The 21,132-nt window shown below is 53.0% G+C and carries 17 protein-coding genes; 12 read left to right on the forward strand and 5 right to left on the reverse strand.

Features of this window, described 5'->3' with window-relative positions:
* Window positions 1-316: 316 nt before the first annotated feature.
* From CHB92_RS21750 to CHB92_RS21760, 3 genes are all read right to left on the reverse strand, one after another.
* Window positions 317-778, reverse strand: coding sequence for an energy transducer TonB (locus CHB92_RS21750; protein ID WP_179223129.1), 462 nt, complete (start codon window positions 776-778; stop codon window positions 317-319).
* A 101-nt stretch (window positions 779-879) separates the two neighbouring features.
* Entirely contained in the window at window positions 880-2,346 is a 1,467-nt protein-coding gene (locus tag CHB92_RS21755; protein WP_089321357.1) for a M56 family metallopeptidase, read from the reverse strand.
* Window positions 2,330-2,728 carry a BlaI/MecI/CopY family transcriptional regulator gene (locus tag CHB92_RS21760; RefSeq protein ID WP_089321358.1) on the reverse strand — a complete coding sequence of 133 codons (399 nt, stop codon included), beginning with the start codon at window positions 2,726-2,728 and terminating at the stop codon, window positions 2,330-2,332. The genes CHB92_RS21755 and CHB92_RS21760 overlap by 17 nt, the downstream gene beginning before the upstream one ends.
* An 825-nt stretch (window positions 2,729-3,553) precedes the next feature.
* On the opposite strand from CHB92_RS21760, the gene CHB92_RS21765 reads away from it, so the two are divergent.
* Entirely contained in the window at window positions 3,554-6,496 is a 2,943-nt protein-coding gene (locus CHB92_RS21765) for a SusC/RagA family TonB-linked outer membrane protein (protein ID WP_089321359.1), read from the forward strand.
* 17 nt (window positions 6,497-6,513) lie between these two features.
* Window positions 6,514-7,953: a RagB/SusD family nutrient uptake outer membrane protein gene (locus tag CHB92_RS21770; RefSeq protein WP_245842798.1), complete on the forward strand. Its 1,440-nt coding sequence runs from the start codon at window positions 6,514-6,516 to the stop codon at window positions 7,951-7,953.
* A 157-nt stretch (window positions 7,954-8,110) separates the two neighbouring features.
* Here the strand turns inward: CHB92_RS21770 and CHB92_RS21775 are convergent, their stop codons facing one another.
* Window positions 8,111-8,710 carry a phosphoglycerate mutase family protein gene (locus tag CHB92_RS21775; protein ID WP_089321360.1) on the reverse strand — a complete coding sequence of 200 codons (600 nt, stop codon included), beginning with the start codon at window positions 8,708-8,710 and terminating at the stop codon, window positions 8,111-8,113.
* Window positions 8,711-8,764: 54 nt separating this feature from the next.
* On the reverse strand, window positions 8,765-9,415 hold the full coding sequence (locus CHB92_RS21780) for a GNAT family N-acetyltransferase (protein WP_245842800.1): 651 nt from the start codon (window positions 9,413-9,415) through the stop codon (window positions 8,765-8,767).
* Window positions 9,416-9,626: 211 nt separating this feature from the next.
* On the opposite strand from CHB92_RS21780, the gene CHB92_RS21785 reads away from it, so the two are divergent.
* The 10 genes from CHB92_RS21785 to CHB92_RS21830 all read left to right on the forward strand — a co-directional run bounded on the left by CHB92_RS21785 (window position 9,627) and on the right by CHB92_RS21830 (window position 21,014).
* Window positions 9,627-10,331: an SDR family oxidoreductase gene (locus CHB92_RS21785; protein WP_089321361.1), complete on the forward strand. Its 705-nt coding sequence runs from the start codon at window positions 9,627-9,629 to the stop codon at window positions 10,329-10,331.
* Window positions 10,332-10,356: 25 nt separating this feature from the next.
* Window positions 10,357-11,475: an NAD-dependent epimerase/dehydratase family protein gene (locus CHB92_RS21790; protein ID WP_089321362.1), complete on the forward strand. Its 1,119-nt coding sequence runs from the start codon at window positions 10,357-10,359 to the stop codon at window positions 11,473-11,475.
* A 63-nt stretch (window positions 11,476-11,538) separates the two neighbouring features.
* Window positions 11,539-13,575 (forward strand): GDP-mannose 4,6-dehydratase, encoded by a 2,037-nt coding sequence (locus CHB92_RS21795; RefSeq protein WP_245842801.1) that lies wholly within the window; start codon window positions 11,539-11,541, stop codon window positions 13,573-13,575.
* 1 nt (window position 13,576) lies between these two features.
* The gene (locus tag CHB92_RS21800) at window positions 13,577-14,587 is read left to right on the forward strand and encodes an MDR/zinc-dependent alcohol dehydrogenase-like family protein (protein WP_218824294.1); all 1,011 of its coding nucleotides are present in this window, start codon (window positions 13,577-13,579) and stop codon (window positions 14,585-14,587) included.
* Window positions 14,588-14,589: 2 nt separating this feature from the next.
* Window positions 14,590-15,639 carry a Gfo/Idh/MocA family protein gene (locus CHB92_RS21805; RefSeq protein ID WP_089321364.1) on the forward strand — a complete coding sequence of 350 codons (1,050 nt, stop codon included), beginning with the start codon at window positions 14,590-14,592 and terminating at the stop codon, window positions 15,637-15,639.
* 3 nt (window positions 15,640-15,642) lie between these two features.
* The gene (locus tag CHB92_RS21810) at window positions 15,643-16,743 is read left to right on the forward strand and encodes a glycosyltransferase family 4 protein (RefSeq protein ID WP_245842803.1); all 1,101 of its coding nucleotides are present in this window, start codon (window positions 15,643-15,645) and stop codon (window positions 16,741-16,743) included.
* 54 nt (window positions 16,744-16,797) lie between these two features.
* Window positions 16,798-17,940 (forward strand): CgeB family protein, encoded by a 1,143-nt coding sequence (locus CHB92_RS21815; RefSeq protein WP_089321366.1) that lies wholly within the window; start codon window positions 16,798-16,800, stop codon window positions 17,938-17,940.
* Window positions 17,930-19,036 (forward strand): CgeB family protein, encoded by a 1,107-nt coding sequence (locus CHB92_RS21820; protein ID WP_089321367.1) that lies wholly within the window; start codon window positions 17,930-17,932, stop codon window positions 19,034-19,036. The genes CHB92_RS21815 and CHB92_RS21820 overlap by 11 nt, the downstream gene beginning before the upstream one ends.
* The gene (locus tag CHB92_RS21825) at window positions 19,033-20,145 is read left to right on the forward strand and encodes a CgeB family protein (protein WP_089321368.1); all 1,113 of its coding nucleotides are present in this window, start codon (window positions 19,033-19,035) and stop codon (window positions 20,143-20,145) included. Before CHB92_RS21820 ends, CHB92_RS21825 begins: the two co-directional genes overlap by 4 nt.
* Window positions 20,146-20,201: 56 nt before the next feature.
* Window positions 20,202-21,014, forward strand: a complete 813-nt coding sequence (locus CHB92_RS21830; protein WP_089321369.1) for a TIGR04290 family methyltransferase — start codon at window positions 20,202-20,204, stop codon at window positions 21,012-21,014.
* Window positions 21,015-21,132: the final 118 nt, after the last annotated feature.

Below are 21,132 nucleotides of genomic sequence, written 5' to 3' on the forward strand. Positions count from 1 at the left end.
GCAGGCTTCCAGAAAACAAAGAAACAGCCACTGCCGGGAGCAAAGCTCTTGGGAGAAGCACTGGTTAAACTACAAAATATGGTAGAAGGATGGAGGCTCTTTGAAACGCAACAAAATAATACAAACTTTTCCCTACAAGATTAGCCCTGGAGGGGGGGCAAAGGTGCTGGCGCTAAACAGGGCAGGGCTGCAAAGAGATGTCACTAGTTTGCCTTTTCTCATTATGGTGTCGTTGGTGATCGCCTGGAAAAGCAGCGAAGAAGCGTGTGGTTAAGTAGCGAAGGCGCAGCTTGTAGTGCCCTTCGCTACCTGATCATTATTTCATGGAGAATTTAACGGGTAGGGTATACTGTACCCGCACGGGCTCCCCATCCTGCTTCCCGGGCGTCCAGCTACCACTCGTGAGTTTCACTACCCGCGCAGCCTCCTGGTCTGTCTCTGTGCTCAGGCTCTTTATTGTTTGTACACTTGTAACAGAACCGTCTGTTTCGACCACAAAAGAAACCACCGTTAGCCCCTCGATACCCGCCTTCTGTGCCGCCTCAGGATAGCGGATGTGCTGGCCTAAAAAGCCAAGCAAAGCTGCCTCTCCGCCTTTAAAGGCAGGCATCTCCTCCACGTAGGCATAAGCCTGCGATGTGTTGAGCTCTCTCGTGGCTGTTGTTTCTTCTTCCTGTACTCTAACTAGGGGATCCTCATCCGTAGCGCAGGAGGCAAGCGTAAGGAAACAGGCGAATACAGTCCCGAAGATTGTGTTGGTACTTGTAAGTTTTTGCATAAGCTGTATGTTTAAAGGTTGATGTTCGTTTTGCGAAGACAACAAGAGCCCAGGCATGGCTTTTTAGCCGCACCAAACAGGGGTTTAAGGGTGTTAGCGTATTACTTTATGGCGAACCGGATAGGTAAAGTGTAGCGCACAGGTACGGGCCTGCCACCTTGGGTGCCGGGTTCCCAGTTTCCGTTCATTTGCTCTACCACATGCATGGCTTCCTCGTCGGTGCCCATCCCCAGGCTTTTGATAATCTGGATATTGCCTAAGCTGCCGTCGTCGTCCACGTCAAAGCTGACCACAACTAAGCCTTCAAGCCCGGCTTCCTGCGCCTCTTTCGGGTAACGTATGTTTTTTGCCAGAAACTTTAACATTTCCTGCTCCCCTCCCCTGAAACGAGGCATTTGCTCTACGTAGGCATATGGTTGGTCTGCCTTCCTATCTAAAAGGTCATGTACCAGGCCATCCGGCTTTTTTTCCTGGGCAGGCGCATCTACAGGGGGGGCTTCTCCAGGACCAGGTGTGGTCTTATGCTGCTCTGGTGCTGGAACAGCTTCTTCGGTAGCAGATGGCGCGGGTGCTCCTTTCTGCTGGGATGGGAGTTCCTGGCCGTCTTCCTGTACCTGTGTTGCCTCAGGCAAAGCCTTCCCTTGCCCTGGTGTTGCAAGTTGAGCGGCAACGTCGGCTGTTGCCTTTTGGGAGGTAAGGGAGAAAAGCAGTAGCATAAGTAGTGGTAGCGTCAGGAGAGGCTTTAACCAGTTTGGCTGCTTTCCGTGCTGCTTTAACATGTACAGGCGCTGCAGCACCTGCGGCTTCTGGAAATGGCTGCCTACAGGTAAGCCCATGTTGAAAAGAACTTCTTTCGACAAGAGCGAGCCGTACTCCTGTGGTTGGTGCTGTTCCAGTACCCGTGCATCGGCCTGAAACTCGTGCAAGTTGCGAAGCTCTTTCTTTAGGAGCCAGATAAGCGGGTTAAACCACAGAAGGATAGAAAGCAGCTCATAAAACAGTACATCATAGGTATGCCCCAAAGTGACGTGGGCCAGCTCATGGGCCAGCACCTGTTGCTTTTCGCGGGCATTCAGCTGCTCCTGTTTGCTCAGGAACACCTTGTTAAGGAAGGCAAAGGAAGAATAGTGCTGCGGTAGCTGTACTACCTGCACATCATCTGTGGTTTGTTCGATGCTTGTAGCCTTGGATCTTAGTTCGCGGATGTGCCACAGTTGCCTCAAAAGTTTGAATAGGAGAAAGAGGGCCACCAATAGGTAAAAGCCAACGGCGATGTTTGTTAGTGTCAAAAACTGCAGGACACCGGAGCTTGCGTCCGGCGCTCTGTAAGGCACCACCCTTACCTCCGTTAGCTGTATTGTCTGCAGCGTCTGTGCGATGGAAGTAGCAGGGTGGAGCAGCGAAGGCCATTTTACGAGTGGAAGTGCAAGCGCTACGGGCGGGGCTAGCAGCAAATAAAGTCTGTTAAACCTGAAGTTGGTTTCGTTACGCAGCAGCAGGTAGTAAAACAGGTAAAGCGCTAGCAGCCCAAGCCCGGACTTAAGTATGATGTTAAGTGTTGCTTCCATCTTTCGGATCCTCCTTGTCCGTGTCTATGTCTTGTTTTACCTGCTGCATCAGTTGGTCCAGCTCCTGTACATTCAGGTTGTTGTCCTTGGCAAAGAACGATACCAGCCGCTCGAATGAACCACCGAAGTAACCGCTCATGAAGTTCTTCAGGAAAAAGCTCTTGTACTTATCCTGCTCTACCAGCGGGTAGTACTGGTGCGACTTGCCGAAGGCCTCGTGCCCTACAAAGCCCTTGGTCTCCAGGATGCGCACTATCGTCGAAACCGTGTTGTAAGCCGGTTTTGGCTCCGGTAACTCGTTTAGGATGTCGCGCACAAAAGCTTTTTTTAGCTTCCAGAGCACCTGCATAATCTCCTCTTCGGCTTTTGTTAGTTCTTTCATTCAAGTATGTTTCAGTTTTCCTGAACTAATATACAACTAAATACTTAGTTTAGAACTAAAGGTTTAGTTTATTTTCGGGATTTCTTCTAAAGCTTGTCTAGTGTGGCTGTAGGCATAGGTCAAGCTCTCTCTATTCGTGATGCTCTGAAGCGGAGAAGCCTTCGTGTGCTGCTTTTTAAAAAAAACTGTTTGTTCTTGTTGGTAAGCATGAGCTGATTTGGTGCAAAACAGCAGAAAGCATAAGTTTTCTTCAACAAAGAGATGCGCTTGCATAAGGTAAGTGTCTTGGAGAAGCGGTAAATCGGCATTACGGCCTTAAAAAAGGCGCTGGGAGGGTGCGAAAATAAGGGGTAAAACTCATAACAGATGATACATTGGTACTGAGGACTATTTTTTTTTAGCCCATTGTTATGACATTGATAAAATTATTGCGAAGTTGTGAATTGAATTGTGCGCATAAGCTATTAGCTTTACGGATTGTAAAGTAGTTATACACAAGACAATTTTTGAAAGTCCTTTTCTCTTATTAGGAGGCGTAGCCCGAAAAGGGAGGAGAGCTTTAAACCCAACCCATATTTAGAAATATAACCGGACATGTTTTTCCTGTTAAAGCCTTTGTCAGGTGTGGGAGAAAACCAAAGCATGACAAGAGATAAGAAATACTCGCTTCAATACGCGTGCGCCTTATTGGTACACGCCATCCAGAGGAACTATCTGATGAGAGTCTAAGACCTGCTGTCCGGGACTAGCGAGCCCCGCCTTTTTCATTACCCATCTTTATTATCTTTTTAACTAAACCACTTTAATTACACAATCAATTTTAACATGAGGAAAATTCTATTATTGAGTTTTGCTCTGGTGCTGATCCTGATGCAGCAGGTGTATGCCCAGAACAAAGCGGTTTCTGGTAAGGTAACAGACCAGTCTACGGGCCAGGGGCTACCCGGCGTTTCGGTCGTAGTGAAAGGAACATCCGTAGGGACTGCCACTTCGGCAGATGGTACTTATACAATCAGTGTACCAGCTGAAGGGAGAACATTGGTGTTCCGCTTTATTGGCTATAAGACGATTGAGCAAGCGATTGGCAGCTCTGCTTCTATGAATGTGACCATGGGCATCGACCAGCAGCAGCTTTCTGAAGTCGTGGTGACGGGTTACACCACGCAAACACAGCGCGAGGTGGTTGGTTCTATTTCTACTGTAAAAGCAGATGAGATAAAGCAGACACCGATTGCATCTTTCGACCAGGCCCTGCAGGGTAGAGCGCCCGGTATCTTAGTGCAGGCCAATTCTGGCCAGCCAGGTGCAGCGGCAAACATCGTGATCCGCGGCAAGGGCTCCATTATGGGGAACAACTCTCCGCTGTACATCATGGATGGGGTTGAGATCTCCGCAGCTGATTTCGCTACCATTAACCCGGCGGACTTTGAGAGCATGACGGTTTTAAAAGATGCCTCTGCTACCTCTATCTACGGATCAAGAGGTGCCAACGGGGTGGTGGTGATCACGACCAGAAAAGGCCTTGCGGGTAAAACCCGTATCAATTACGACGTGCAGTATGGTTTTTCAAACGCGCCGGAAAACAAGCTGGAGCTCATGAACACGGAGCAGAAGCTGCAGTATGAGTTGCAAAGAGGCAACCCTTACGACTGGACTGATGAAGACCTGGCACGCCTGAGAAAAGTAGACACGAACTGGGAAGACGTTTTCTTTGAAACCGGTACAACAAAGAACCATACACTAAGCGCTTCCGGTGGTAGCGAAAAAACTACCTACTATCTCTCAGGCTCCATGTTCGACCAGACAGGTACCGTGCCAAACACAGGCTTAGAGCGTTACACGGGTAGAGCGAACGTGGAGTCAAACGCTGGTAATTTCAATTTCGGTCTGAATTCTACTTTCGGTTATTCCGAGTTTACGAACACGAGCGAGGCTAACTCCGGGATTGCTGCTCCGCTTAACGCCATTCGTTGGACAAACCCATACGAAACGCCTTATGACGAAGCCGGTAACTACACGCAAATGGCTTCTGGCCAGCCAAACGCCCTGCAGGAGCTTCTGGAGAATAAAAACCTGAGGCAGCAGTTAAAAGGGGTGGGTAACATTTACGTTGGTTACGAAGCCCCTTTCCTGAAAGGCCTTTCTTTCAGAACAACCTGGGGTGGTGACTTCACCTCCAATGAAACCTCTGTTTATGTGAGTCCTGACACCTATTCCGGCCAGTTCTCTACGGGTGGTTCCGGTAGCTATGGCCGTGGCTATAACCGTGCCTTCCGCTATACAGGGACAACGTCTGCTAGCTATAGCACTGCGTTTGGAGGAGAGCATACGCTGAGCGTGGCCTTGTACAATGAGATCGTGAACAGAAAGTACAGTGGCCTGAGCTTTACAGGTTATGGCCTGGGTGGCGCTTTCCAGAACGAGGCGGGTATCACACCTGGTAACGCGACGAACGGTTACATTCCTGCCGTTGGCGGTGGAGGTACAGAGAACGCCCTGCTGTCCTATTTCACCAACATCAACTACGGTTTCCGTGATAGGTACTACTTAACCATAGGTGCCCGTCGTGACGGTTCTTCCCGTTTCGGTGCCGACAGACGCTTTGCTAACTTCGGTTCTGTGGGCTTGAGCTGGATCGTATCGGATGAGCCGTTCATGGAAGGACTGACAGACGTGTTCAACGATGTGAAGTTCAAGGTTAGCTACGGTTCCGCCGGTAACCAGGCATTGGAAGACGATTTCGCATCGAGAGAACTCTTCGGCAGATCGGTGTACAATGGGGTGAGCGGCCTTGCGCAGCGCCAACTGGCAAACCCGCTTTTACAGTGGGAAAGAAAAACAACCTTCAACACTGGTGTGGAATTCTCTACACTTAACGGAAGACTGGCTGCTACTGTAGAGTATTATAACGCTATTACAAGCGACCTGTTCCTTGACAGACAGCTTTCCAGAACTACTGGTTATCCGGCACTGCTTTCAAACGTGGGTAAGCTGCAGAACAGAGGGGTTGAACTTGCCTTGAATGGTGACATCGTGGCAAGCCCGAACTTTACCTGGAGCGCCAATGTAAGCCTGACCTACAACAAAAACGAGGTAAAAGAGCTGGTAGGGGGCGAAGAGGAAATCGTGGATGGTCTGTACATCAACCGTGTTGGGGAGCCGATGAACTCACTCTATGTGGTGCGTTATGCCGGTGTTAACCCGCAGAACGGTAACCCACAGTACTTAACCAAGGACGGAGAGATCACAGAGACTTACAGCCCTAACGACCGGGTGATTGTAGGAACGGTAGAGACCCCGTTCTTCGGTGGCTTTGGTACATCTCTTAATTTCAAGGGCTTAGAGGTGAGTACTTTCTTCAGCTTTGTGACAGGCAACAAACTGTTCAACAACGACCGTGCGAACGTAGAGAACCCGCAGTACCTCTGGGACAACCTGTCTCTTGCGATGTTAGACGAATGGCAGAAGGAAGGCGACATAACCGATGTACCTCGTCCACGGGCTCCATTCAGAAGCGGCACAACCCGATTTGTGGAGAACGGAGACTTCCTGCGACTGCGAAACATCAACGTGTCATATGCACTGCCACAGGCACTGGTTAATTCTCTCGGAGGCTTGCGCAGCGTTAGAGTGTTCGCTCAGGGCCAGAACTTAGCAACCTGGACGGAGTTCCAGGGCTTTGACCCGGAAGTGACAGACGGATCATTGGTAGGGGCACAATACCCGGCCTTGCGTACCCTTACGTTCGGCTTAAATGTTGGATTCTAATAACAGAGATTACAGAAATGAAGATACAAAGAATAGTTTTGAGCATAGGCCTGTGCTGCGCGCTGGGGCTAACTGCCTGCGAAAAAGTAATTGAGGTGGAGCCAGAGTTTGCAAAGGATGGTTCCGAGATCTTTACCAGCCTAAACGACTATGAGTTTGCCTTAACAGGAGCTTATGCCAGTTTCCGCCAGGTAGGTTACCTCGGCAGCGGTGGCCAAACAACGGGTACCTGGTCGGCTTTGCCAGACATGATGTCGGATAACCTGGTACAGACAAGCGAAGACCTGGGTAACTGGAGCGATCAGACGAACTGGGTTTATACTTCTGACGATAGTGATCTGGCAGTGGCCTGGCTTGCGGCCTACTCTGTGGTGACGCAGGCAAACCTGGTGTTGCGCAACATCGAGCAATTTTCTGAAGCTAGTCCCGAAAGAGTGAACAGGCTGAAGGGACAGGCCCTGGCCATCCGGGCCATGGTGCACTTCGATCTGCTACGCTACTGGGGGGAGAGCCTGGATAGAAACTCAACTGCCCTTGGCGTACCGTATAAAACGATCGTGGACGCAGAGGACATGCCGAAGCGCTTGTCTGTAAAGGAAACGTATGATAATATCTTTAAAGACCTGAAAGAAGCGGAAACGCTTTTGGGGGACGTGGATACAGACATCAACGCTTCCAACAGAGCCTATATCGACCAGACCGTAACCAGAGCTATTCTGGCGCGCGTAAGCCTGTATGCGAAAGATTATGTCGCTGCAAAGGACTATGCGACATTGGTGATAGAGGAGATGCCTTTAGCGGGTAGGGAAGATTTTGCTAACATCTGGACCGATGCCTCCGAAGAGGAAGTGATCTGGTCGGTTGCCTTCAGTGCCGGTGAAGGCACTGCTGCCAGTGGCGTCCACAACGCTCCTTCTAACCGTAACCGCTTTAAGCCTTCTGCGGAGCTGATGGCTACCTACGATGCAGCGAAGGACGTGCGTTACGCTTCTTACTTCGGCACCCGTACCCTTTCGGATACAGAGAGAACAATCGTGAAGAAGTTCCTGAGCCGTGGCACAGCCATGGATAACCTGGTGAACTGGAAAGTGTTCAGAACAGGGGAAATGTACCTGATCCGTGCCGAGGCCAGGGCTTTGTCAGGAGATGCACTGGGTGCCCTGGCAGACCTGAACACCCTGCGTGCTGCCAGAATCGAGGGCTATCTGCCTGTTGTACTGGCAGGCCAGCCACTGCTGGATGCCATTGCACTGGAAAGACGCAAGGAGCTGTTCGCGGAAGGCCACAGGTGGTTTGACCTGAAGAGAACAACGCGCAACCTGCAGCGGGTTGACTGCGGCTCTACTGCCACAAACTGTACGTTGGCTTCTGGTGCCCGTGAGTGGGCATGGCCTGTTCCGCAAGCGGAGATTGACGCAAACGTGAACATCAGCAGCCAGCAAACAGCAGGTTATTAGTCTATACAGATAACAGCAGCGTCGACAGCCGACCTGTTAAAAGCAAAAAGCTCTCATTGCACCAGCAGTGAGGGCTTTTTTTATATCGGTTCCAATCTTTATTCTTGCCATGCAGTCGTGTAGGAAGAAAGGGGCGCCTTACCTACTCTCACTTCCGTCAGGCCTGGTGCTTCTCCAGAACGTTTACGCTTACAAAGCCACTGCCTCCTTTCACTGTTTGCAGCCAGCCCATTCTTTTCAACTCCCGTTTGATGAAGTTGTTTAGTAGGCCGTGGGCCACGAGCACTGTGGTGGTGTTGTGCCTTGCATCGCTGTCGAGTATTTCTGCTCCCCTGCGTGCTCTTTGCCGGGCCTCGCTGAACGACTCCACATCACGGTTGTTCAGCCCAAAGAACCAGAGGACACGCGCCGTTATTAGCCAAAACCTTATCGGGAGCCGCAACAGGGGCAGTGAAAAGATGCGGCGCTCAAACTCCCTGAACACTTTGTGTTCTTTTAGTTGTACGTCGTCTCCGAAGATAGCCCGGGCCGTAAGTCGGGAGCGGATAAGCGTGCTGCAGTATACCTGCTTTACCTCTTTGTAGGGGATGGCCTCATGCTCCAGCACAAACTCCTCTACCTGCGCCGCATCATAGTCAGAGATGTACTGGCGAGCTTCGGCTTCCCCAAAAAGTCCCTTCGTAGAGACCATCGGGCGAGCGTGCCGGATCAGGAAAATCCGCTGTTGCCGTATAGGTAAGGTACTGGTTACTTCCAATTGCTTTGTTTGTCGCTACCCTATGGTATACGCAAGTACCGCCCCCGTCTGGTTTCAAACCGGCCGTTGTGCAGACAAATCTCCGAAATACCTTTGCTTTACCTGTGCCCACTCAGGACGGAGAATGCTATAGTAAATCGTATCGCGCCGGCGTCCATCGTGCAGCTGCGTGTGGCTCCTGAGTACTCCTTCTTCTGTCGCCCCGATCTTCAACATGGCTTTCCGGGAGCGGGTGTTCAACACATCTGTCTTTAGTTCTACGCGCTCAAAGTCCAGCACCTCAAAGGCATATTGCAGCAGCAGGAACTTGCAGTGCCTGTTCAGGCCGCTTCCCCTGTAGGGCTTTGTCAGCCATGTCCACCCGATCTCCAGCCGCCTGTCCGGCAAAGAAACGTTGCCATAACTGGTGCTGCCAGCCAGTTGCCCCGTCGCCCTGTCTTCGATCATAAAGGTATAGCGCGTGCCCTGCGCCCGCCCCTTTTCTACGGCCTGTACCCAGGTCGCCAGTTCTTCCTGGTTGCTGATGCGGGTGGGCATGTAGCGCCAGATATCCTCGTCCTGTGTAATAAGAGCAAGTTGCGCAAGGTCAGTTGATGCATAGGGGCGCAACAGTACGCGTTCATCAGACAGGTTTAGCGCTTGGGTAAAGTCCATATGGCCGTCGTGTTTCTGGTGAGAAAAGGTATAATTCTTTAACTGCTCCAAAAGGTAGTACCCTTTATTTTATAGTGCAATGATATAACCCGGTTTTGAGCTCTCTTGCTCAGGTGAAAAGGCCAGAATAGCCCTTATAACTAAAATTAAAGCGTTTTTATATAGGCCAATTCCAGCATCTACAACCCTATTTGCTTCTGCTACGTTCTACCTACCAACTTAGGATTAGACTATAATTATATAGCAGGTATAAACTTATAAAGTGCAGTTTTTAAAAGGCAGAAAAGCAATTGTTAGTGGTGGAGGTTCCGGAATTGGTCGTGCCGTGGTGGAGAAGTTGGCGGCCGCAGATATGGAAACAGCCCTTGCCGACCTGCACATACCGTCCGGTCTCCCAGCCGGTACGCACCCTTTTACCTGCAACGTTTCGGCTGCAGAAGACATCGACCGCCTTTTTACAGGAGTACAGGAGAAGCTCGGCACACCCGATATACTCGTATGCAGCGCCGGCCGGGGCATACACGAGAAGCTGACAGAAGGGGACCCCGAGAAATGGCGGCAGGTGATCGATACCAACTTGTTGGGAGCGCTGCGCATGATACGTGCTTTTGTGCCGGGCATGCTGGCGAAAGGCCAGGGGGATGTCGTGCTTCTGTCATCGGTTTCAGCAGGGCAGGCCTATGCCTACGGGGGCGTGTATGCTGCAACGAAGTCAGCCCTGGAGGTAGTGGCAGAAACGTTGCGCCAGGAAGTGATGCCCAACGTCAGGGTAACCGTAGTGGCACCCGGCGTAACTGATACACCCTTTTTTAAAAACACGATTTCAGGATTTCATACGGTAGAGGATATCGGGTATGGAGCTATTTCAGCCGAGGCAGTGGCCGATGCCGTGCTTTATGCATTGGACAAGCCGCCAGGCCTATCCATTAACCAGATCGTCCTACGACCGACCAATCAACCATTTTAATAACATACAAGCAAACCGGAAAACTATGGAAAGCAAGATTTTAATAACAGGAGGAGCAGGCTTTATCGGCTCTCATTTGGCCGATGAACTGCTGCGTCACGGCTATAAGGTGAGGGCCCTGGACAACCTGTCGGAGCAGGTGCACGGCAAAGACTGCAAGCGCCCGGACTACCTGCACCCCGATGTGGAGTTGATGGTAGGGGATGTACGGAATCCTGATGACGTAGCGCGCGCGCTGGAAGGGGTAGACTACGTGTTTCACCTGGCCGCCATGGTTGGCGTGGGGCAGAGCATGTATGAGATCAGGGAGTACACGGATGTGAACAACATCGGGACTGCCGTGCTGCTGGAGGCACTGATCAAGAACCCTGTGAAAAAGCTGGTGGTGGCAAGCAGCATGAGTATTTACGGCGAAGGTCTCTATCAGAATCAGAAAGGAGAACTGGAGACGGTGCAGGAGCGTGGCCTGGACCAGTTAAAGGCTGGAGACTGGGAGCTGCGCGACGCAGGGGGGCAAGTTTTACAACCGGTGCCTACCTCAGAGTCCAAGGCACCCACTTTGTCCTCTGTGTATGCGCTGTCTAAATATGACCAGGAGCGGCTTTGCCTGATGGTAGGGCGCGCCTATAACATCCCAACCGTAGCTATGCGCTTCTTTAACGTGTATGGCACCCGCCAGGCGCTGTCTAACCCTTATACAGGCGTACTGGCAATCTTCGCCTCCAGGCTATTGAACAACAACTCTCCTATGATCTTTGAGGACGGGTACCAGCAGCGCGATTTTGTGCATGTGCGCGATGTGGCGCTGGCCTGCCGACTGGCCATGGAGAAGGAAGCCGCTGCAGGAAAAGTCTTTAACGTTGGCAGTGGCAACAATTACACAATACGGGAGATAGCGGAGCGACTGGCTTCGGTAATGGACAAAAAGCGTTTAACTCCCGAGATAACAGGCAAATACAGAGTAGGTGATATCCGGCACTGCTACGCCGACATTTCGCTGGCAAAGGAAGTGCTAGGCTTTTATCCGCAGGTAGCTTTCGACGATGGGCTGGAGGAACTCGCCTCCTGGCTGGAAGGGCAGATCGCCTACGACCGGGTAAACGAAGCGAGCTCCGAGCTGGCAGCCCGCGGACTTACCGTGTAGGCAGGCTCTTTATCTATTGTCTGATACTTAAAGGAACATCGCATTATGAAAATAAAAAACACTATGGAAAAGACACCGCTCCCCACCGTTGGACTAGTGGAGTGGTTCAGACCAGGAGAGTATGAGCAGGTAAAGCAAGTACTGGCCGACCTGAAGGAACTGGGCGTAACCCAGCTCCGAACGGGCGTATCCTGGGCTGACTACTATACACCGGAGGGGAAGGACTGGTATAACTGGCTGATCCCTACGCTAGCAAAAGAAGTAAACATACTTCCCTGCTTTCTTTATACGCCCCCCTCTATCGGCGAACGGCCCCGCACCTCATCCCCCCCTAAAGACAAAAAAGCTTATGCCGACTTCCTGGACGTGTTCATCTCCGACCTGGGAGAGCACTTTGAGTGGGTGGAGCTGTGGAATGAGCCGAATAACCAGGTAGAGTACGACTTTACCATGGACTACGGTTGGTACAAGTTTGCCGAGATGGTGGGCGGTGCGGCTTACTGGTGCCAACAGCGAGGCAAAAAGACACTGCTGGGGGGCATGAGCCCAATTGACCCGAACTGGCTACAAACGATGTTTGACCGCGGGGTGATGCAGTACATTGATGCCGTGGGGATTCACGGTTTCCCATACGTGTTCGATCAGGTGTGGGACGGCTGGGCCGAGAATGTAAAGACTGTGCGCGAAGTGCTGAAGCGAAACGATTGTCAGGCGCAGCTATGGATAACAGAAGCAGGCTTTTCTACCTGGCAGCATGACGAGTTTAAGCAGCTACAGGAGTTTAAGGAAGCGGTTCAGGCAGCAGTAGACAGGGTCTACTGGTACGGCATGAAGGACCTGGATGCGGAACTTCCAACCGTGGCGGGCTTTCACCTCGACGACCGCGAGTATCACTTCGGCCTGAAACGGGCAGACGGTACCACCAAACTGTTGTACAGGCTATGGGCGAAGCACGGTATTGAAAAGCTCAGCAAGCTGGCTTATGTAAAGCGTACTTTAAGCGAAGACGCCGCGCCTTATACCCTGATTACCGGCGGTGCTGGTTTCGTGGGGACTAACCTGGCCAAGCGACTGCTGGAGCAGGGCAAGCGGGTGATGGTGTTCGACAGTCTTTCGCGTGACGGCGTGGAGCAGAACCTGGAGTGGCTGAGCGAGAACTACCCGGAGAACCTGGAAGTGTACATCGGCGATATCCGGGATGTGCAGGCCGTGCGAAACGTCATAAAGCGGGCGGAGGCCGTCTATCACTTTGCCGCACAGGTGGCCGTTACGACTTCCCTTGACCTGCCGATCAACGATTTTGAGATCAATGCCCGGGGCATTATCAATGTGCTGGAGGCGATACGCGAGCAGGACAACCCGCCACCGCTGGTGTTTACCTCAACGAACAAAGTGTATGGGGGGCTCGATGACCTGAAGTTCATCTCCAACGGTTCCCGCTACTATCCGGCGGATAAAGCCATTAAGACTTACGGCATCAGCGAAGAGCGGCCGCTGGACTTCCACAGCCCCTATGGCTGCTCTAAAGGATCAGCAGACCAGTATGTGATTGACTATGCCCGTACCTATAACCTGCCACTGGCAGCCTTCCGCATGAGCTGCATTTATGGACCGCATCAGTACGGAAACGAGGATCAGGGGTGGGTGGCACACTTTGCCATCAGGGCCATTGAGGGAGAACCCGTTAATATCTACGGCGACGGCAAACAGGTGCGGGACATCCTCTTTGTGGAGGACCTGGTGGATGCTTTCCTGCTGGCCAAAGAGCACATGCACGAAATCAAAGGGCAGGCCTTTAACATAGGGGGCGGACCCGAGAACACGGTCAGTCTGCTGGAGCTGTTAAAGACGATTGGCAAATACCGCGGCAAGGACATCCCGCTCAAGTTCGGGGACTGGCGCCCGGGCGACCAGCACTACTATGTGTCGGATACGCGCAAATTCCAGAAAGCCACCGGCTGGTATCCGAAGCACAACGTGCAGGAGGGCGTGGCCAAACTGTACCAGTGGCTGTGCGAGAACCGGGGCTTGGAAGTGCCCATGCTGCTTTCCTCTGAAACGAATAATGAAGAATCTGTTAATAACGTAGCTGTAGCTTAACATGCAAGAAACGCTAACATCTCAAAACAAGGTTGTGGCCGACACCCTGCCTACAACTATGAAAGCCGCTGTGATCACAGCGCCACGGTCTGTTGAAGTGCAGGAAGCTGTCCTGCCAGAGCCGGAGGCAGGGCAGGTGCGCCTGCGCCTGGAGGGCTGCGGCCTGTGTGCCTCTAACATTCCGGTGTGGGAAGGCCGGGACTGGTTCAGCTATCCAGTTGCGGCAGGCAACCCGGGGCACGAAGGCTGGGGCATCGTGGACGCCGTAGGCAAAGGCGTGGAAAACGTACAGCCTGGCGACCGCGTTGCGGCTCTTTCCTACCACTCCTATGCGCAGTACGATGTGGCCGATGCCGATAAAGTCATCAAGCTGCCGGATTCCCTGGCAGGTATGCCTTTTCCGGGGGAGCCACTTGGTTGTGCCATGAACATCTTCCGGCGCAGCGACATAGCGGAAGGACAAACAGTGGCTATCCTGGGCGTGGGCTTCTTAGGCGCTCTGCTCGTGCAGCTGGCCAAAAACGCCGGCGCCAGGGTTATCGCCGTGTCGCAGCGGGACTTCTCGCTGGAGGTAGCCCAAGCGAGTGGGGCCGACGAGGTCATCAAGATGGATGATCACTATAAAATTATAGAAAAAGTTAAAGATTTGACCAACGGAAAGTTCTGTGAGCGCGTAGTAGAGTGCACCGGAAAAGAGTGGCCGCTGAACCTGGCTGGCGAGCTGACCGCCGAGCGGGGTAAGCTCATCATCGCAGGCTTCCATCAGGATGGCATGCGCCAGGTGAACATTCAGCTCTGGAACTGGCGCGGCCTGGACGTGATCAACGCCCACGAGCGCGACCCGCAGGAGTACATCAAAGGTATGAAAGAAGCGGTACAAGCCGTGGAGAAAGGAATCCTGGACCCGGAGCAGCTCTACACGCACACCTATACCTTAGACCAGATAGATAAAGCTTTCGATAACCTGACGAGCCGTCCTGACGGCTTTGTTAAAGCCCTTATTACCTATTAACCATGCAAGAAACGATACTGGACCAAAAGCAGGAAACGACTGCATCTTCTTCATCTTCTCAAGTTGCCAGGCCAAAGCTTGGCTTTCTGGGTGTAGGCTGGATTGGCCGTAACCGGATGGAAGCGATCGCGAAACATAAAGCCGGGGAGGTAGCTTACATTGCTGATACCGCCGTGCAGAACGCAGCGGAGGCCGTGAAAAGCGCGCCGGAAGCCAAGCAGGTCAACTCGCTGGAAGCGATCATTACCGAACCAACGGTAGACGGCGTCGTCATTGCCACGCCCAGTGCTTTCCACGCCGAGCAGAGCCAGTTGGCCCTGGAGGCCGGAAAGTCTGTTTTCTGCCAAAAGCCACTGGGCCGGAACGCCGAAGAGACAAAGCGCGTGGTGGAAGCTGCCCGCAAGAGCAACAAGCTGCTGGGCGTAGACCTCTCGTACCGCTACACCGCGGCCATGGAGCAGGTGTACAAAGTTGTGCAGAGTGGGGAGCTGGGGCATATCTACGCCATAGAGCTGGTGTTCCACAACGCCTATGGCCCGGACAAAGCCTGGTTCTACGAGCCAAAGCTATCGGGTGGCGGCTGCGTGATAGACCTGGGCGTGCACCTGGTGGACCTGGCGCTGTGGTCCATGAACTTCCCTAAGGTGAAGGAGGTGCACAGTCAGTTGTTCGCTAAAGGCAAGCCGATCGACGTCTGCGAAGGGAAGGTAGAGGACTATGCCACGGCAGGCATTGAGTTGGCCGGAAACACACACATGCAGCTTACCTGCTCCTGGAACCTGCCAGCCGGTCAGGAAGCGATCATCAGTGCGACCTTTTATGGCACCGAAGGCGGGGTTGCTCTTAAGAACGTGAATGGGTCATTTTACGATTTTGTAGCAGAGCGTTACTATGGTACCAAAACAGAGCGCCTGTGCTCCCCTCCCGACGAGTGGATGGGCCGTGCCGGCGTAGCCTGGGCTGAGCGGTTGGCCAAGGGGGAAGGCTTTGATGAAGCGGCAGAGGAGTTTGTGAAAGTAGCAGAAGTATTAGATAAAATTTACGGGAGATAAGAAATGGAAGCACATCATCCTTCAAAGATCTTGATGACGGCAGATACCGTGGGTGGTGTCTGGAACTACTCTCTGGAGTTAGTACGGGCGCTGGCCCCTTTTGGGACCCAGGTCGTGCTGGCCACCATGGGAGCACCCCTGCGCGAGGAGCAGCGGGAGCAGATCGAAGACATTAGTAACCTGACCGTGCACGAGAGCGATTACAAGCTGGAGTGGATGGACGACCCTTGGGCGGATTTGGAGAAGGCGGGGGAGTGGTTGCTAAAGTTAAAGGATGAAGTACAGCCGGATGTGGTGCATCTGAATGGCATGGTGCACGGCAACCTCGACTGGGGTATACCCGTGGTGGTGGTGGTCCATTCCTGCGTGATGTCGTGGTGGAGAGCCGTGAAAGGAGAAGACGCACCGAAAGAGTGGGACAGGTACAAGGAACGGGTAACCCGCGGCCTGCAGGCAGCCGACATGGTCGTAGCTCCAACGCAAGCCATGCTGCACCAGGCGCAGGAGTTATACGGGCCGTTTAAGTCAAGCACAGTGGTGTACAATGGCCGGGGCCAGTACAGTTTCCAGTTCGGAAAGAAAGAACCCTTTGTGTTTAGCATGGGCCGCGTGTGGGACGAAGCCAAAAACATCGCTACCCTGGCCCATATAGCTGCTGACTTACCCTGGCCTGTTTACATTGCCGGAGAAGACAAACACCCTGCTACGGGCAAGACCATGGAGCTGGAGAATGTGCACTTCCTGGGTCAGTTGAGCGAGAAAGAAGTATCTGACTGGTTATCCCGTGCCTCCATTTACGCTTTGCCTGCCAAGTACGAGCCCTTTGGGCTCACCATTCTGGAGGCGGCTATGTCAGGCTGTGCCCTGGTAGTTGGCAAGACCGAGAGCCTGGCTGAGGTCTGGGGCAACGCCGCGAAGTACGTGGACCCGAACAGCGCAGACGAGCTGCGCGATACGGTTGCAGACCTGATTGAGGATGAGTTTGCCCGTAACATAATGGCGATGCGGGCCATTAAGCGCTCGCACGGGTATACCTCTGACCCGATGGGGCAGGACTACGACCACGTGTACAGGCAATTAATGAAAGCCTCCATCACGGCTTAGGGCCCAACGCTCAGTCATACACTAATTCAGAACTTAACCATTTAAACTTAGCTAATGAATATTACCCTTTTCTATCACTCTATTCTTTCTGATTGGAACCACGGCAATGCGCACTTCCTACGGGGAATCGTGCGGGAGTTGGAGGAGAGGGGGCACCAGGTAAGCGTGTACGAGCCAAAAGATGGCTGGAGCCTGCAAAACCTGGTAGAGGGCTATGGCAAAGAAAAGCTGGACGAACTGTCTGCTTATTACCCCAACGTCAACACCAACTTTTACACGCTCGACACGCTAGACCTGGACACGGTACTGCAGGATGCGGACCTGGTGCTGGTGCATGAGTGGAACGAGCATGAACTGGTCAAGCGCGTCGGAGAGCACCGGGCGAAGGGCGGTGACTACAAGCTGATCTTCCACGACACGCACCACCGGGCGGTGACAGCGCGCGACAGCATGGCCCAGTACGACCTGACCCACTACGATGGGGTACTAGCCTTTGGGCAGAAGATCCGGGACCTGTACCTGCAGGAGGGGTGGACCGAAAAGGCCTGGACCTGGCACGAGGCAGCGGACACCTCGGTGTTCTACCCGCACGACCGCGAGGAACACGAGGGAGACCTGATCTGGATTGGTAACTGGGGTGATGAGGAGCGCACCGCCGAGTTGCACGAGTTTTTGATTAACCCGGTGAAGGAGCTAGGACTAAAGGCAAAGATTTACGGGGTGCGCTACCCGGATCACGCCCGCAAAGCCCTGGCAGACGCTGGGATTGAATACGGCGGGTGGTTACCCAACTACAAGGCACCGGAAGAGTTTGCCAAGTATAAGGTAACCGTGCATGTGCCGCGCAGACCTTATGTAGAGGCCTTGCCCGGCATCCCAACCATTCGGCCTTTTGAGGCGCTGGCCTGTGGCATTCCCCTAATTTCTTCGCCCTGGGATGATGCGGAGAACCTCTTCACGCCAGGCAAAGACTTTTTGGTCGCCCAAAATGGCGAGGAAATGAAAGAGCACTTACAGATAGTCCTCCAAAGCCCTGAGAAAGCCAAAAGCTTAGCTGCCCACGGCTTACAAACGATCCGCAACCGCCATACCTGTGCCCACCGGGTAGATGAGCTGGAGAAAGTATGCGAGGAGCTGGGGATCGCGACACAAAAGATTTATCTCACCCAAAAAGAACAAGTTCTGCATGAGCAATAGGAAACTGAACATAGCCTTCTTCGGCTCCAGCCTGGTATCTGCTTACTGGAATGGCGCCGCTACGTATTACCGTGGCATCGTACGTGCTTTGAGCGAGCGGGGCCATAACGTTACCTTTTACGAGCCGGATGCTTATGACCGGCAACAGAACCGCGACATGCCCGACCCGGACTGGGCCGAGGTGGTGGTGTATGAGGCTACAGAAGCCGCCGTGTACCAGTGCCTGGAGCAAGCCGCGGAGGCCGACATGGTGGTAAAAGCCAGCGGCGTAGGCGTGTTTGACGAGTTACTGGAGCGCGAAGTGCTGAAGTTGCAGACAGAGGAGCGCCTGGTGGTGTTCTGGGACGTAGATGCCCCTGCTACCCTCGATCGTGTGCACCACGACCCTAAAGACCCTTTCCTGGAGCTCATCCCGCAGTATGACCTCATTTTGACCTACGGAGGAGGCGAGCCTGTTGTGAACGCCTATGAAGCCCTGGGGGCGAAGAAGTGCGTGCCAATTTATAACGCTTTGGATACTGCCACGCACTTCCCTGTGGAGCCAGAGCCCCGTTTTGCCTGCGATCTTGCCTTTTTGGGTAACCGTCTGCCAGACCGGGAGGCACGGGTAGAGGAGTTCTTCCTGAAACCCGCTGCCCTGCAGCCGGAAAGTTCGTTCCTGATCGGAGGCAGTGGCTGGGGAGATAAACAGATGCCAGACAATGTAAAATACGTAGGACACGTATATACAAAAGACCACAATGCCTTTAACTGTACTCCCAAAGCAGTACTCAACATCAGCCGCGAGAGCATGGCCCGTTACGGGTTCTCACCGGCTACGCGGGTGTTTGAGGCGGCCGGGGCAGGTGCCTGCATTATAACGGACTATTGGGAGGGCATTGACTTCTTCTTCGAACCGGGGCAAGAGATTCTCGTAGCAAGAAGTGGCGCTGAAGTAGCCGCTATTCTGGCAGAACTTACCGAAGAAAAGGCAAAGGCCATTGGGGAGGCTGCGTATACAAAAGTACTGTCGGCACATACCTACAGCCATCGGGCAGAACAGCTGGAGACACTATTATATACTAAAATAAAACAAGGGAAGGAGGCATTGGTATGAATATCGTCATTCTGGGATTATCAATTACCTCGAGCTGGGGTAACGGGCATGCGACCACATTTCGGGGACTGGTGCGGGAGTTGAATAAGCAGGGGCATACGGTGCTGTTTCTGGAACGGGACGTACCTTGGTATGCTGGCAACCGGGACCTCCCGAACCCGAAGTATTGCCAGACGGAACTGTACGCATCGCTCACAGACCTGCAACAACGCTTTTCGGAGCAGGTACGGGAGGCTGACCTGGTCATCGTCGGATCTTATGTGCCAGAGGGGGTACAGGTCGGGAAATGGGTCATCAAGACGGCACAGGGCATCAAGGCCTTCTATGACATCGATACGCCGGTAACACTGGCAAAGCTGGAGCGCGGGGACTACGAATACCTGCACCCTGACCTGATTTCAAAATATGATCTGTACCTGTCCTTTACCGGCGGCCCTACGCTAGACCTGCTTGAGCGTCAGTATGGCTCCCCCATGGCGCGTCCTCTGTATTGTGCGGTCGATCCTACCCTGTATTATCCTGAGTTTCAGGAGACCTTGTGGGACTTAGGTTACCTGGGTACCTATTCAGAAGACCGACAACCGCCGTTGGAGAAGTTGATGCTGGACGCAGCCCGCCGATGGCCGGACGGACGTTTTGTCGTGGCAGGGCCCCAGTACTCCGAAGACATACAGTGGCCTGCCAACACACATTATATAAGCCATTTGCCCCCTTCAGAACACCGAAAGTTTTACAATAGCCAACGCTTCACACAGAACATCACGCGGGCCGACATGATCAAAGCGGGCTATTCGCCAAGCGTGCGCCTGTTTGAGGCAGCTGCCTGTGGAACGCCTATTATCTCGGACTACTGGGATGGCCTTGATTCTATTTTTAAAATAGGAAGCGAAATTTTAGTTGCCAGTTCGGCGGCAGATACCCTGCAATACTTACGGGAGATATGTAAATCGGAGCGTAAGCTGATCGGGGAACGGGCCCGTAAGAAAGTGCTCTCCGGGCATACAGCAGCACATCGCGCACAAGAGTTGGTTAGCTATGTCGAGGAACTGATGACTTTAGACGCAGCCACTGGCGCAGACTCTGCCGGCGACGTCGTACTGCAGGAGTAAAATATTTTAGAAGCCTGTTACAACAAGAAATTAAGCAAAACAAACACAAACAAGACATGACGGAGACAGAACAGCTGGGACCCTGGTTTCATAACCTGCACTTGCCAAACGGAGAACAAACAGCCCCCAATCATAAGCTCGGGGATTTCCCTGCTTTTAAGTGGAAGGAACTGGAGGCCTCTGTTCCTGCTGATTTAACCGGATGGAATGTGCTGGATGTTGGTTGTAATGCTGGTTTCTACTCCATTGAGCTCGCCAAGCGGGGCGCGAACGTGTTGGGGATTGACGTTGACCCCCATTACCTGCGGCAGGCTGCGTGGGCAGCCAAGCAGTTTGGCCTGGAGGATAAGATAGAGCTAAAGCAGATGCAGGTGTATGACGTAGCTCGCCTGGACGGGCAGTTTGACCTGATCTGGTACATGGGCGTGCTGTATCACCTGCGCTACCCGCTGCTCTCCTTGGATATCCTCTCTCAGAAGGCCCGCCGCATGATGGTGTTCCAGACACTGACAATGCCGGGAGGGCGGGGAAAGCCAACTCCTGACGACTTTGGCATCAACGAGCGAGACCAGATGCTGGAGGACAGCTGGCCCAAAATGGCCTTCATCGAAAAGCGCATGGCGGGTGACCTGACGAACTGGTGGGCTCCCAACGATGCGGCTGTAGAGGCAATGCTTCGTTCCTGCGGTTTCCGGGTAACAGAAAAACCGGGACACGAGATTTATGTGTTGGAGGTAGACGAAGCGTTACGGAAAGGGCAGCAATGGAACCGCTCTGAATATCTGTCTGCGACAGGGCAAGACTGGCAGGAGGCCGTGAAAGAAAAAGTAGCGGAAAAGAACACCTACATGGTGAATGACGGCCGTTAAGTATGCGGAGAAAAATCCTAGGACGTAAAAAATTGACAAGAAGTACAGTGATGCCTTACAGGTATTGAACAAGAAGCTAAAAACCGGGCTTGCAATAGGGCAGACCCGGTTTTTAGTT

This window comes from Pontibacter ummariensis (assembly GCF_900188175.1).
Classification (GTDB): Bacteria; Bacteroidota; Bacteroidia; order Cytophagales; family Hymenobacteraceae; genus Pontibacter; species Pontibacter ummariensis.

Excerpts from the sequence above, each read along its gene's own strand:
- CHB92_RS21750 (WP_179223129.1), bottom strand. The coding sequence starts at position 778 with ATGCAAAAACTTACAAGTACCAACACAATCTTCGGGACTGTATTCGCC.
- CHB92_RS21755 (WP_089321357.1), bottom strand. The coding sequence starts at position 2,346 with ATGGAAGCAACACTTAACATCATACTTAAGTCCGGGCTTGGGCTGCTA.
- CHB92_RS21760 (WP_089321358.1), bottom strand. The coding sequence starts at position 2,728 with ATGAAAGAACTAACAAAAGCCGAAGAGGAGATTATGCAGGTGCTCTGG.
- CHB92_RS21765 (WP_089321359.1), top strand. The coding sequence starts at position 3,554 with ATGAGGAAAATTCTATTATTGAGTTTTGCTCTGGTGCTGATCCTGATG.
- CHB92_RS21770 (WP_245842798.1), top strand. The coding sequence starts at position 6,514 with ATGAAGATACAAAGAATAGTTTTGAGCATAGGCCTGTGCTGCGCGCTG.
- CHB92_RS21790 (WP_089321362.1), top strand. The coding sequence starts at position 10,357 with ATGGAAAGCAAGATTTTAATAACAGGAGGAGCAGGCTTTATCGGCTCT.
- CHB92_RS21795 (WP_245842801.1), top strand. The coding sequence starts at position 11,539 with ATGGAAAAGACACCGCTCCCCACCGTTGGACTAGTGGAGTGGTTCAGA.
- CHB92_RS21800 (WP_218824294.1), top strand. The coding sequence starts at position 13,577 with ATGCAAGAAACGCTAACATCTCAAAACAAGGTTGTGGCCGACACCCTG.
- CHB92_RS21805 (WP_089321364.1), top strand. The coding sequence starts at position 14,590 with ATGCAAGAAACGATACTGGACCAAAAGCAGGAAACGACTGCATCTTCT.
- CHB92_RS21810 (WP_245842803.1), top strand. The coding sequence starts at position 15,643 with ATGGAAGCACATCATCCTTCAAAGATCTTGATGACGGCAGATACCGTG.
- CHB92_RS21815 (WP_089321366.1), top strand. The coding sequence starts at position 16,798 with ATGAATATTACCCTTTTCTATCACTCTATTCTTTCTGATTGGAACCAC.
- CHB92_RS21820 (WP_089321367.1), top strand. The coding sequence starts at position 17,930 with ATGAGCAATAGGAAACTGAACATAGCCTTCTTCGGCTCCAGCCTGGTA.
- CHB92_RS21825 (WP_089321368.1), top strand. The coding sequence starts at position 19,033 with ATGAATATCGTCATTCTGGGATTATCAATTACCTCGAGCTGGGGTAAC.
- CHB92_RS21830 (WP_089321369.1), top strand. The coding sequence starts at position 20,202 with ATGACGGAGACAGAACAGCTGGGACCCTGGTTTCATAACCTGCACTTG.